We start from the raw sequence: 12,352 nt of genomic DNA, 5'->3' as shown, positions 1-12,352 counted from the left end.
GCTCTAGGAAACCCGCCTCGCAAAAGGCGGGTTTCCGTCGTTTCACAGATCTCCAGCCTCTTTAATTTCCGGATTGCCATGAAAGCCGTTGCCCTGCCGTTCCTCGCCTTCGCCATGCTCACCCAATCGGCTGTCGCAGCACCGGGGCTCGTGGAGCCGGATCTGCGGCTGCCGGCCAATCCAGATGGAAAGAGCGGGGCGCCGCGCGTCGCCCTGACGCTCGATGCCTGCAGCGGCGCGACCGACATGCGCATCCTCGGCACCCTGATCGAGAACCACATTCCGGCGACGATCTTCGTGACCGCGCGCTGGCTGAAGCGCAACGGCCTCGTCGTCGAGGTGATGAAGGCGCATCCGGATCTGTTCGAGATCGAGGATCACGGCGCGATGCATGTGCCGCCGATCGACGTGAAGGTCTCGGTCTATGGTCTGGCGGCGGCCGGGTCGGAGGCTGCGGTTGCGGCCGAAGTCGATGGCGGTGCGACGGCGATCAAGGCGCATGGCCTGCCGGCGCCGCACTGGTTCCGTGGGGCAACCGCCAAATATACCCATTCGTCGATGCGCCAGATCCGCGCCATGGGTTATCGCATCGCCGGCTACTCGGTGAACGGCGACGGCGGCTCGCTGCTCGGCGCAGCCGTCGCCGAAAAGCGGATTCGCGCAGCGAAGGACGGCGACGTCATCATCGCCCATATCAACCAGCCGACCCATTCCGCCGGCGCCGGCGTCGCGCGCGGCATTCTCGATCTCAAGGCGAAGGGCTACAGCTTCGTCCGATTGAACGACATTCCGGATGAAATGACGGTCGGCGCGACGAATTGACTGATTTTGGCGGCTGGCTGCGGAAAATGTCCGTAAGGAAATGGTCAACGCCGGAAAATGTCTGCGTCGAGTGTATCTCCCCGAGCGCGGCGACGTTCCATATCCCATATCGCGTGGTGGATTGTGCGTGCTCGACCAAGCCGTTTCTCTCATGACAGTTGCAAGGCCGCTGCTCGACGCAAAGTAGCGGCTTGTCGAATTCCATTTTCCGTTGCCGGCAGCTCCCCCTTAGGCTTGTCGAGCTATGCGTCTGGCTCTGGAGGAGTGGATGAAGCGTATCGTTATCGGGTTCGTTATCGCGCTGCTATCGCAGGCATTCGCGTCGCCTGCGCGCGCGGATGGTGCGAGTGCGCCATTGCAGCCGTTCGAGCAAGTGCTGGAGCGCGCCGAGAAAGGCGATGTCGAGGCTGAGATCGATATCGGCATACGCTACCAGACAGGTGAGGGTGTTGCGCGCGACGTTTTGAAAGCCATCGGCTGGTATCGGGGGCCGGCCGAGAAGGGTAACGCGAAAGCGCAATTCCTGCTTGGCACAATCTATTTCAACGGTGCCGAGGGCGTGAGGCAGAACTATGCCGAGGCGCTACGCTGGTATAGGAGGGTGATCGCTGGCTGCGGCTTGCTGCGGGTGCCGGAAATGGGCAGGCACAAAATCTCCTCTGCACCATCTACGTGCGCGCATTCGGCGTCGGGCGTGACGATCGGGAAGCGGTAAAGTGGTGCCGCTTGGCGGCCGACCGGGGCATGGCCTCGGCGCAGGTGGATCTGGCAATCTTCTACATGCTGGGTCGCGGCGTCGAGAAGGACGAGGCTCAGGCATTCGAGCTGTTCCTGAAGGCGGCAAAACAGGGGAACCCGCAAGCCCCGATGAATGTCGGCGCCATGTACCTGACGGGTGCCGGCGTTAATGAAAACTACGCGGAGGCGCACCGCTGGTTCCTGATGCTTGCTGATCGCGGAGATCCCAAGGGGCAATTCAACCTGGCGGTCATGTATGCGAACGGCCAAGGTATAGAGAAGAACGTGAAGGAAGCGGCGCGGCTCTACAAGCTTTCGGCTGACCAGGGTTATGCCTTGGCGCAGTTCAATCTCGCCATGGCCTATCTGAACGGCATCGGCGTGGAGATTGACGCTCCGGCTGCCGTCCGGTGGTTCCGCAAGGCGGCGGAGCAAGGAAATGCCGACGCGCAATTCTTTCTCGGTATCGCCTATGCGAGAGGCGATGGGGTGGAGCAGGACCTTTCAGCCGCGGCCGAATGGTATGCCAAGGCCGCCGCGCAGGGGATGCGGAAAGCGCAGGAGTTGCTGGCGAAGCTGCCCGAAGAGTATCGCCGCGCCTCGCAGCGTTGAGCCTGCAGCGCCTTCGCGCCTTTCAGACGCCTTTGCGCTGCAACCCTGTGACCTTCTCCACGAAATCGGCGATCGCGATGGTGTCGTCGAGGTCGAAAAGCGGAAGATCGGCATTGGCAACCGGGTGATCGGCAGCGATCGCGCAGATGTGCGGATCGGTGGGGGCCAGCGGCTCTCGGTTCGCCGATTCCAGGCGGCGGGCCTCGATCTTCGGGATCGGTTCGCGCTTGTAGCCCTCGACGAGCACAAGATCACATGGCGCCAGGCGCGCAAGGATGTCCTCGAAGGACGGTTCCGGCGCGCCGCGCAGTTCGTGCATGATCGCAAACCGCGTGCCGGAGACGATCGTCACCTCATGGGCGCCAGCCTCGCGATGGCGGTAGCTGTCGGCGCCAACCTTGTCGATGTCGAAGTCGTGGTGCGCGTGCTTGACGGTGGAAACCACGTGGCCGCGCTGCGTCAATTCGCTGACGAGCCGTACCATCAGCCCGGTCTTGCCGGAGTTCTTCCAGCCGGCGATGCCGAAGATTTTCATGGCGCTCATGCTTTTCTACCCTCAAACAAACTCAACCATTCCTCCGCCTCGGTGAGATCCGCAGGCGTGTTGACGTTGAAGAAGGGATCGAATGCGCCCTTCGGCGTCATGGTGACAGGAAAGTCGACCGTTACCGAGGCATGGCGTTCGATGAAGGCACGGACGCGGCGCTTCGGGTCGCTCATCAGCCAGTTCTCCAGATCGTCGGCGAGCGCAACTGGCCAGAGCGCAAACAGTGGATGCATCTGGCCGACGGATGCCGCTACGGCAATCTGTTGACGTTGGGTCAAGGCGGCGATCAGTCGCGCGACGAGGTCATCGGGAAAGAAGGGCGTGTCGGTGGGAACGACCAAGACATGGGATGCTTCCGGCGTAGCCCCTGCCACATGGCGCATGGCCGTCAGCACGCCGGCGAGCGGTCCGAGAAAACCCGGAACCGTATCGGCAATGACGGGCGTATTTCCGTCGACGGCGTCTGCCGGTTCGGCGTTGAGGTTGACGGCTATGCTGGTGACCTGGGGACGAAGCCGCTCGATGATGTGCGAAAGCATCGTGCGGCCACCCAGGTGAAGGTCGGGCTTGGGGCTTCCCATGCGGCGCGACAGTCCGCCTGCGAGGATGACGGCGGGTAGCGGTTCGCTGATCAGACGGCGTGAGGTGTCCGGCATCGCGCGGCTCCTATTCCAAAGGGCCGGTCAGCGAGCGCTGGGCGACCGCTTTTCGGCCGCGCAGGGTCTCGCGGTAGAAGGTGTAGAGGCCCGAACCGATAATGACCGCAACGCCGACCAGCATCCAGGTATCGGGCACTTCCGTAAAGAAGAAGATGCCGATCGCGATCGACCAGATCAGGCTGGTGTAGCGGAAGGGCGCAATGACCGAGATATCGCCGGCGCGCATTGCCAGCACGATCGTCTGGTAACCGAGCATCAGCAGGATGCTCGCGGCGGCGATGTGGCTGAAGGTCGTCGCCGACATTGGCTGCCAGCCGCCCATCGGCTGGACGAGGACGGCACCGACGATGGTTGTGACAAGGGAGGTCGACACGGTGATGTAAAGCGAGGGCACGTCATGGCCGATGCGGCGGGTGCAGAGATCGCGGGTTGCCGTGACGAACACGCAGGCGACGACGGTCAGTGCCGCCGGCGTGAAGCCCTCGGGACCGGGCCGAAGCACGATCAGCACGCCGATGAAGCCGGCGATGATCGCCGTCCAGCGCCGCCAGCCGACTGGCTCGCCGAGGAACAGGGCGGCGCCGAGCGTGACGGCCAAGGGCAGCGCCTGCATGATCGCCGAGGCATTGGCGAGCGGGATCTGGCCGAGGGCGGAGATATAGGTGACCGAGGCGAGCGCCTCCATGGCGATGCGCAGCAGGATCACCGGCTTCATCAGGGTGCGGAGCGGCCGAAAGGCGCGAAACTGCCAGGCGGCCAGCACCACCATCAGCGTCGTCAGCAGCCCGCGCACGAAGATGATCTGGCCGACATTCATCGCGCCGGTGACAGATTTGACCAGCGCGTCGTTGCAGGAGAACGTGACCATCGCCAGGCACATGAAAAGAATGCCGCGGAAATTGGTGGAGGCTTGCATGCTGGCTGTCCTGCGGCGCCGGAAAGCGGGCTACGCTGTCGACGAATGGGGAGGCGAATCCACGGGATGGATCGCCTAATGTTTAAGCATTGGCTGCCGGCTTGTGCAAACGGGTTCGCACGCGGTGGCCGTTTTTCTTTCAGCGCAAGTAGAACGGTCCGCGCCGGCTGAGTTCAATTGCCCGGAAGACTGTGGCAGGCCGCTAAAACTCCGCCGGCGAACATGAGCTTATTCGCGGAATCTTAAGTTTCGCTGCCTATCGTCGCTGCAATTCCGCATCCATTCGCATGACGCGATCGGCGGGGTGGCGCCGCAGTAACCTTGCAGGGTGGCCATTCCAGGGACGTCTGCCCAGGCTTAGGAGAGCCTTCGGCACTCGTCCCATCGGTGTTTCCACCAAGAAAAGCCGCCGCGCGGGCCTGCTTCCCATAAGAATAATTCAGGGGTGCGCAATGTCTTTCATCGATCGCCTGCTGCAGCGTTTGCGGATCGTCACCAAGGTTCTGCTTTTCGTGGTTCCGCTTGTGGCGCTGATTGCCGGTATTGGTCTCATTGGCTTCTTTACCGCCCGCACGCTCAACGGCCATATGACCGTGACGCGGGAAACCATCAACAATCTCTCGGATTTCCAGGCGCTGCGCAGCGCGCTGCAGGCTTTTGCCGATGCGCCGAGCGAGGCAACGCGGGCTGCTTTGGCGAGCCAGATCGACGAGCAGGAAAGCGGCGTGAAGACGCTGGACAGCCTGCTGACGCGCGGTGAGGACAAGGCAGAGATAGCCTCGGTGCTGACGCTGGGTGAGGCGATGCGCAGTCAGACGGACAAGCTCTGGGTGACCAAGCTCGAGCGGGACCAGGTGACGGCATCGCTGGAAACGGCGCTCGCCGACATGACCGAGCAGGGCAACAGTGCCTACAAGCAGATCGACATCATCCGCAAGGAATCCGGCGAGAAGGAAGCCTTCGCCAAGGCGCTGCTCTTCGATGCCGCCGCCTATCAGGGCCTTGCCGAGCGCATCAAGAAATTCCGACTGCCGGTCACGATGGCCGTCAATCCGGATGCCAAGATCGATCAGGCGGGCAAGCTGCTGCCGCATCTCGTGAAGCAGATCGATGAGGCCGAAAAGATTGCCTCGGAAAAGGTGCAAGCGCCGATTGCCGACGTGAAGGAACAGGCGCTCAAGGTTCAGGCGATCCTTGCCGGTGCCGAAGACAGCGAGGCGAAGAAAAACGCGCTGGTGCCGATCCTCAGCAAGTTCTCCAAATATGAAGCGGACTTCGCCAAGGAGGCAGCCAAGAACTCGGATACGGCGGCCAAGCGCTTCGTCGGCATGGATGCCGAGATTTCACAACTGAAGACCCTCATCGCGCTGATGGGCGATACCTTCAAGGGGCTCGACAGCACGCGGCTGCATATCAGCGAGTTGCACCGCAAGCTCGATGCCGCGGGCCGCGAGCCGGTCATGGCTGACATCCAGACGGTTCGCGAAACGGCGGGCAAGCTCGGCGAACTCGGCGGCAAGAACGCGGCGCTTCGCGATCTTCCGGCGAAGCTTGGGCCCTCGCTCGGCAACATCGACAAGGACACCGCGGCACTGATCGACGTCGGCGGCCGCTGGCAGGCGGCCAAGGCGGAAGCTTCGGCACTCGTGGCCACTGCCAGCACCACGCTTGAGAGTTTCGTCAGCAGCGCGCAGGAAGCCGGCAAGGTCGACAGCCAGCGCTCGGCCAATGTCTCGATCGTCGCCATGATTGCCGGCACGCTGCTCGCCATCATCGGTGGCCTGATGCTGGTCGAAACGCTGCGTGGCCCGCTGAAGCGCGTGACCGAAACGATGACGCGGCTTGCCGGCGGCGATCTCGACGTTGCCATCGAGGGTCGCAACCGCGGCGACGAGATCGGCGACATGGTGCGCTCCGTTGCCGTGTTCCGCGACAATGCCCTCGAGAACGTGCGGCTGGGGCGCGAGGCGGAGGCGGCGCGTGCGCTTTCGGCAGAAGAAGAAGCGCGCCGCGCCGCGGAGCGTGCCCGTGTCGAGGCCGAGCAGATGCAGGCGCTGAATGCGCTTTCGGATGTTCTCGCAGCTCTCGCCGACGGCAATCTCGAGGAAGGCATGGCGGAGGACCTGCCGGCCGACTACGTCATCATGGCGCGCACCTACAACAATGCGGTCGAGGCACTGCGGGCGACGCTGGCCGACGTGCGTGTCGTTACAGGCGAGATCACCGGCGGCACCGGCAATCTCGCGTCGTCGGCTGACGACCTGGCACGCCGCACCGAGCAGCAGGCGGCCGCACTCGAGGAAAGCTCGCGTGCCCTTCGGCAATTGACGGAGATCGTCCGCACGACGGCCGAAAGTGCGCGCAAGACGACGGTGTCGGTGGGCGAAACCAATTCTTATGCCAAGCATTCCGGCCAGGTGGTCGCCAAGGCGATCGACGCCATGGCGGAGATCAATCGCTCGTCGGAGAAGATCAGCACGATCATCGGCGTCATCGACGAGATCGCTTTCCAGACCAACCTCCTGGCGCTGAATGCCGGCGTCGAGGCGGCGCGGGCAGGCGAGGCCGGACGTGGCTTTGCCGTGGTGGCGCAGGAGGTGCGCGAGCTTGCCCAGCGTTGCGCAGGAGCGGCCCGCGAGATCAAGGGGCTGATTTCGGAAAGCTCGGCACAGGTGCGGAGCGGCGTGGCTCTCGTGCAGGAGACAGGCGATGCGCTCACCGTCATCAACAGTCACATCACCACGATCCACGACCTCGTCAGCAATATCGAGGCCTCGGCGGCTGACCAATATACCGGCCTCAACGAGGTCAATTCCGCCGTGCACGAGGTCGAACTGATCACCCAGCAGAACGCCGCGATGGTCGAGGAGAACACCGCCGAGATCCACGGGCTGCGCCGGCAGGTGGAAGCGCTTAACGAGAAGATCGAGCGCTTCCGCACCGGTACGGAGGGAATGGGTGCGCAGGCGCAGGGGCGCGGGAGCTACGCGGCCTGATCTGTTCCTCCGACGGCGGCTTTCAAGGCTTGCCGCCCGGCTTGTCAGCCCCTCACCCTAACCCTCTCCCCGCAAGCGGGGCGAGGGGACGTGCACTGCGGCAAGACATCCCAATGTAGGTCGCCGGAAAGCGCAAGCCGTCGACGCATCTGTGCGGAGTACGTGGGGACACGAGCGTGTGCCCCACATTCCCTTCTCCCCGCTTGGCGAGGGAGAAGGTGCCGGCAGGCGGTTGAGGGGCCGCCTGCCGGTTGTTCATCCAAAGTTGGTATCGTGCGGGACGGTCAGCCGCCGGTGACGCTCATGTGGCGGGCGACGGCGGGACGGTTGTGCTCCCGGTCGATGATGAAGTCGTGGCCTTTCGGCTTGCGGCCGATCGCCTCGTCTATCACCTGGCTCAAATAGGCATCGTCTTCGGAGGCCCGGAGCGCAGTGCGCAGGTCGGCCGCGTCGTTCTGGCCGAGGCACATGTAGAGCGTGCCGGTGCAGGTGAGGCGGACGCGGTTGCAGCTTTCGCAGAAGTTATGCGTCATCGGCGTGATAAGGCCGAGCCGTCCGCCGGTTTCCGCAACCTCGAGATAACGGGCAGGGCCGCCGGTGCGATAGGGAATGTCCGAGAACGTGAAGCTCTGTTCCAATTGCCGGCGCATTTCGGAGAGCGGCATGTAGTGGTCGGTGCGGTCTTCTTCGATCTCGCCCATCGGCATGGTTTCGATCAGCGTCAGGTCCATGCCGCGGCCATGGGCCCAGCGCATGAGATCGGGGATCTCCGCGTCGTTGAAACCTTTCAGCGCCACGGCGTTGATCTTGATCTTGAGGCCGGCAGCCTGGGCCGCGTCGATGCCTTCCATGACCTTGGAGAGGTCGCCCCAGCGGGTGATCTGGTGGAACTTCGCCGCGTCGAGCGTGTCGAGCGAGACGTTGATGCGCTTGACGCCGCACTCGACAAGCTCGGAGGCATATTTCGCGAGCTGCGAGCCATTGGTCGTCAGCGTCAACTCGTCGAGCCGGCCGGCCTCGATCTCCTTGCCGAGTTCACGCACCAGGAACATGATGTTCTTGCGCACCAGCGGCTCGCCGCCGGTGAGCCGCAGCTTGCGCACGCCCTTGGCGATGAAGGCGGAACAGAGCCGGTGCAATTCTTCGAGCGTCAGCAGATCCTTCTTCGGCAGGAAGGTCATGTGTTCCGCCATGCAATAGGTGCAGCGGAAATCGCAGCGATCGGTGACCGACACGCGCAGATAGGTAATCGCCCGACCGAAGGGGTCGATCATTGGAACGGTCTTCTGCTCTAGCGGCCTGGCGCCGAACCTGTCTATCGTGGCTGTGTTCAAAACGTCTTTCTCCCAGCCCTTTCAATGTCGTTGTCGAACCTGCTCGCGTCAAGGCGCATACTGTCGCAAAGTGTTGATCGGAAGAGCAGGGTAATTCTCGCCAGCCGATTTCTGCGCTAGTGCATACTCATCCCTAAGTCAAAGCCGCATCAGGGATAGGAGGTTTCAGCAAGCAAGGTGCGATGGAGCTTTCAGGCGGATCACGGCGAATGGACGGCATCGCGTTTGCCGTTCGCGAACAGGAGCAGGCAATATGAGTGAAATCTGGCCGACGGAACTGCGTGTCTCCAAGGATCGCCACCGGCTCGTCGTCGCCTTCAACGATGGCGCATCCTTCGATCTCTCGGCGGAGATGCTGCGGGTACTATCGCCGTCTGCCGAAGTGCAGGGCCATGGGCCGGGCCAACGGGTGACGGTGCCCGGCAAGCGCAACGTGCAGATCATTTCAGTGCAGCCAACCGGCAACTACGCGGTGCGCATCGGTTTCGACGATTTTCACGATACCGGCATCTTCACCTGGAGCTATCTGCGCGAACTCGGCGAGAAGGGTGGAGAGCTCTTCGGTGCTTATGAACAGGAACTCGCTGAGAAGGGCATGTCGCGCGACAAGACGGAAAAGCCGCGCTGATCTCGACTGTGCCTGTCGTCAGGCCAGTTCGTCCTCTTCTTTCAGCAGTATCCCGATCAGCCGCTCCATGGATCGGGTGACCACCATGCAGTCCTCCAACGGCTCGTCGTCCAGCAATTTCTCGATCAGCGCCGTGTGGATCTCCATGGCTGCCTCCGTAAGGTTGCGGCCCTCCTGTGTCAGCGACAACCGCAGTACCCGTTTGTCCTTCTCGTCACCGCGGCGCAGGATCAGGCCGCGCTTTTCCAGCTGCGGCAACAGCATGCTCATGTTGGAGCGGCCCACCAGCAGTTTGCGTGCCAGTTCCTGCTGCGAAATGCCGTCGAAGCGGTAGAGGTTGATCAGGATATCGAGGTGTGGCGGCTTGATGTCGAGATGGGCGATCTCGCGCGTCACCGTCTGCTGCATGAGCTGGCAGGCGCGCGCAACCGCGATCCAGCTGCGGAAACGGGGGTGATCCCAAGGGAAATGGTGTTCTGTCGTCACTTGATTTTTGTTCAACGTTGTACAATTATGTTCAGCATTGAACATAACAAGAGATTCCCACTATGGCACCCTTTGCGATCAAGGTCATCCGCCACACGCTGAAAGGCGTGGCAGCGTTCTCGCCCGAGGCCGCCGGCAGGCTTGCCTTCAAGCTTTTCAGCGTGACGCCCGGCCGGAAGCCTAAGAACGCCAAGGAGAGGGCGGCGCTCGCGGCCGCGGCGCCCGTGATCGCCACGGGGCAGCCGGTGACGCTTTCCTATGCCGGCGGCTGGGTGCTGGCACGCCAGTTCGCCGCTCCGCGCAATGCCGCCAACGCCAAGCGCATCCTGCTCGTGCATGGCTGGGGATCGCGCAGCGACTACTTGGCTGCGATGATCGATGGCCTGGTCAAAGGCGGCGCTGAAGTGGTGACGCTCGACTGGCCGGGGCATGGCGGTTCGCCGGGACGCACACTCACGATGCCTGCAGCGGTCAGGGCGATCGACGCCGCCTGGCGGCATTTCGGCAATTTCGATGTCTGCGTCGGTCATTCCTTTGGCGGGGGAAGCCTTGCTTGTGCGGCGGGCGGCATCGTCTGCGACGTGCGCAGCCATGTGGCGAAGAAGCTGGTGCTGATCGGCGCGCCGAGCGAGATGACTTGGCTTTTCAAAGGTTTCGGCAAAATTCTTCGCCTGGCGCCGAAGACGCAGGCGGCCTTCGAAGATGTTGTCGAGCGTCTCGCCGGCAGACGCCTCGAGGATTTCGACGCCGCGCGGATCATCGGCGTCCTCGCCGTGCCGACGCTGGTCATCCATGCGGAGGACGACAAGGAGGTCGCGGCCGATCATGCCCGCCGCTATGCAGCCGCTGGGCCGAACGTGGAGATGTTTTGGGCAAACGGCTTCGGCCATCGCCGCATCGTCTCGGCCGCACCCGTGATCGCGCGGATCAATGCCTTCATACACGCGGAAGATCAAAAAGCCGCCGCCTGACTATTTTTCGTTGCTGCCGTCATCAGACTGTCATGCTATCGGTCAAAGGGTCGCTTTAGCCTCCGGAATCGCTTCGCAATCCGCGCCCTGCCATCGATCCGGAGATCTTTCGGTATTGGAGGACGGCATGTCGGTCATCACCTCGGTCGAGGAACTCAACGCGCTCTATGGCGGTGTCAGCGAAGCATCGGTGGCCAAGGTCACCAAAACGCTGACGGCGGAGTATCGGCTGATGATCGAGGCTTCGCCCTTCTGCGCGCTCGCAACCGTCGGGCCGGAGGGGCTCGATTGTTCGCCGCGCGGTGACGACGATTGCGTCGTTCGGATCGCCGACGACAAGACGGTGCTGCTTCCCGACTGGCGCGGCAACAACCGGGTCGATTCGCTCGCCAATATCGTGCGTGACCCGCGCGTGGCGCTGATGTTCCTGATCCCCGGCTCGAACACGACGATGCGCATCAACGGCACAGCCGTCCTCAGTATCGATCCGGAGCTTACCGATAGCTTCGAGGTCGACGGCAAGCACCCGCGCAGCGTGATTGTCGTGACCATCGGTGAAGTCTATTTTCAGTGCGCCCGTGCGGTGATGCGCGCGCAGCTTTGGAACCCGGAACGCTTCCTCGATCCGGCATCGCTGCCGACGCCCGGCACGTTGCTGAAGGCTGCCAAGACGGATTTCGACCGCGAAACCTATGACCGCGAATGGCCGGAGCGCGCAGCCAAGACCATGTGGTAGGCTGCTGCGGGGGCCGACCGGTACGGTCGCCATCTCAGCGAAGCGCGCGGGTGGAGGCGAGGGTGCGGCGGCAGGCTCTGACAGGTGCATCAGCACTCCTTTTCGCTCTCTTGGCCGGCAAGGCGACAGCCGGCGAGCCCAGTCTATCCGAGAAGCTCAGCCTGCTGGCTACGGCCTACCCCGATGCCATCGAGCGGATCGACGGCAATGTCCTGGTTCTGCGGGATGGTGGGGTGCCGCTCTCCATCGACGACGGCAAGAAGAAGAGCCATGCCGAGAAACTGGCCGCGGCGGATATCGAGGACAGCCTGTCACAGATCTATCCGCTGGGCGCGTGTGCGAAAGCGCCGGCCGTCGATTTCGATCCGGGTCGCATCCGCAGCGATGCACTGTTGAAGCGGCTCTATGGCAGCAGTGCTACGGCTGTCAGGCGGGATCTCGTCACTGTGGACTGGTTCGGCGAGCGGCTGCAGGTGACGCGGAAGCACGGAACGGCCGCGGCGCTGAAGGCGATCGCCGCTGATCTTTCGCGACATGCCGAACTCAAACGCTATCTCAGCCCAAGCGCCGGCACCTTCAACTGGCGGCCGATTGCCGGTGCTGCCACGCTGTCGGTCCATAGCTTCGGCGCGGCGATCGATCTCAATACGGGCTTTGCGGATTACTGGCGCTGGTCCGGGAAGGGGGTGCACGGCTATCGCAACCGCTATCCGCTGGATATCGTCGAGATTTTCGAGAAGCACGGCTTCATCTGGGGTGGCCGCTGGTACCACTTCGATACGATGCATTTCGAGTACCGGCCGGAGCTGATCGCGATCGCGCGGGCGGCGGGCGCGGATGCCTGCGGCCACTAGTCGGCTGCCTCGCAGCGTTCAGAGCGGGCGGTGCCTTCACGCATGCCCGAGCA

Annotated in this window: 13 protein-coding genes; 8 read left to right on the top strand and 5 right to left on the bottom strand. The window is 63.1% G+C overall.

Going from position 1 to position 12,352, the window contains the following annotated elements; translation table 11 throughout:
- Positions 1-78 precede the first annotated feature (78 nt).
- From ACN9MO_RS08425 to ACN9MO_RS08415, 3 genes are all read left to right on the top strand, one after another.
- Positions 79-822 (top strand): polysaccharide deacetylase family protein, encoded by a 744-nt coding sequence (locus ACN9MO_RS08425; RefSeq protein ID WP_057248845.1) that lies wholly within the window; start codon positions 79-81, stop codon positions 820-822.
- Between the two features lie 268 nt (positions 823-1,090).
- Positions 1,091-1,537: a tetratricopeptide repeat protein gene (locus ACN9MO_RS08420; RefSeq protein WP_057248846.1), complete on the top strand. Its 447-nt coding sequence runs from the start codon at positions 1,091-1,093 to the stop codon at positions 1,535-1,537.
- Positions 1,495-2,172, top strand: coding sequence for a tetratricopeptide repeat protein (locus tag ACN9MO_RS08415; RefSeq protein ID WP_082615751.1), 678 nt, complete (start codon positions 1,495-1,497; stop codon positions 2,170-2,172). The genes ACN9MO_RS08420 and ACN9MO_RS08415 overlap by 43 nt, the downstream gene beginning before the upstream one ends.
- 22 nt (positions 2,173-2,194) lie before the next feature.
- On the opposite strand, the gene mobB is transcribed toward ACN9MO_RS08415, so the two are convergent.
- Genes mobB through ACN9MO_RS08400 form a run of 3 tightly spaced genes read right to left on the bottom strand, consistent with a single transcriptional unit; the run spans position 2,195 to position 4,294 of the window.
- Positions 2,195-2,716, bottom strand: a complete 522-nt coding sequence (gene mobB, locus ACN9MO_RS08410; RefSeq protein WP_057248848.1) for a molybdopterin-guanine dinucleotide biosynthesis protein B — start codon at positions 2,714-2,716, stop codon at positions 2,195-2,197.
- Positions 2,713-3,375, bottom strand: coding sequence for a molybdenum cofactor guanylyltransferase MobA (mobA, locus tag ACN9MO_RS08405; RefSeq protein ID WP_057248849.1), 663 nt, complete (start codon positions 3,373-3,375; stop codon positions 2,713-2,715). The genes mobB and mobA overlap by 4 nt, the downstream gene beginning before the upstream one ends.
- Positions 3,376-3,385: 10 nt before the next feature.
- Entirely contained in the window at positions 3,386-4,294 is a 909-nt protein-coding gene (locus ACN9MO_RS08400) for a DMT family transporter (protein ID WP_057248850.1), read from the bottom strand.
- A 452-nt stretch (positions 4,295-4,746) separates the two neighbouring features.
- Here ACN9MO_RS08400 and ACN9MO_RS08395 point away from each other — a divergent pair, with 452 nt between their 5' ends.
- Entirely contained in the window at positions 4,747-7,290 is a 2,544-nt protein-coding gene (locus ACN9MO_RS08395) for a methyl-accepting chemotaxis protein (RefSeq protein ID WP_057248851.1), read from the top strand.
- A 284-nt stretch (positions 7,291-7,574) separates the two neighbouring features.
- Here ACN9MO_RS08395 and moaA read toward each other — a convergent pair whose 3' ends face one another.
- Positions 7,575-8,624 carry a GTP 3',8-cyclase MoaA gene (moaA, locus tag ACN9MO_RS08390; protein WP_082615752.1) on the bottom strand — a complete coding sequence of 350 codons (1,050 nt, stop codon included), beginning with the start codon at positions 8,622-8,624 and terminating at the stop codon, positions 7,575-7,577.
- A 253-nt stretch (positions 8,625-8,877) separates the two neighbouring features.
- On the opposite strand from moaA, the gene ACN9MO_RS08385 reads away from it, so the two are divergent.
- Positions 8,878-9,252 carry a gamma-butyrobetaine hydroxylase-like domain-containing protein gene (locus ACN9MO_RS08385; protein ID WP_057248853.1) on the top strand — a complete coding sequence of 125 codons (375 nt, stop codon included), beginning with the start codon at positions 8,878-8,880 and terminating at the stop codon, positions 9,250-9,252.
- 18 nt (positions 9,253-9,270) lie between these two features.
- On the opposite strand, the gene ACN9MO_RS08380 is transcribed toward ACN9MO_RS08385, so the two are convergent.
- Entirely contained in the window at positions 9,271-9,783 is a 513-nt protein-coding gene (locus ACN9MO_RS08380; protein ID WP_093232993.1) for a MarR family winged helix-turn-helix transcriptional regulator, read from the bottom strand.
- A gap of 17 nt (positions 9,784-9,800) precedes the next feature.
- On the opposite strand from ACN9MO_RS08380, the gene ACN9MO_RS08375 reads away from it, so the two are divergent.
- The 3 genes from ACN9MO_RS08375 to ACN9MO_RS08365 all read left to right on the top strand — a co-directional run bounded on the left by ACN9MO_RS08375 (position 9,801) and on the right by ACN9MO_RS08365 (position 12,299).
- Positions 9,801-10,709, top strand: a complete 909-nt coding sequence (locus ACN9MO_RS08375) for an alpha/beta fold hydrolase (protein WP_057248855.1) — start codon at positions 9,801-9,803, stop codon at positions 10,707-10,709.
- A 127-nt stretch (positions 10,710-10,836) separates the two neighbouring features.
- Positions 10,837-11,445, top strand: a complete 609-nt coding sequence (locus tag ACN9MO_RS08370) for a pyridoxamine 5'-phosphate oxidase family protein (protein WP_057248856.1) — start codon at positions 10,837-10,839, stop codon at positions 11,443-11,445.
- A gap of 62 nt (positions 11,446-11,507) precedes the next feature.
- A complete protein-coding gene (locus ACN9MO_RS08365; RefSeq protein ID WP_244495559.1) occupies positions 11,508-12,299 on the top strand; it encodes a M15 family metallopeptidase in 792 nt (263 codons plus the stop codon).
- Positions 12,300-12,352 lie beyond the last annotated feature (53 nt).

This window comes from Ensifer sp. R-19 (genome assembly GCF_049905105.1).
In the GTDB taxonomy this organism is placed as follows: Bacteria; Pseudomonadota; Alphaproteobacteria; order Rhizobiales; family Rhizobiaceae; genus Ensifer.
The sequence above is the reverse complement of the archived record's forward strand: the minus strand, read 5'-3'. Positions and strand labels throughout refer to the sequence as shown.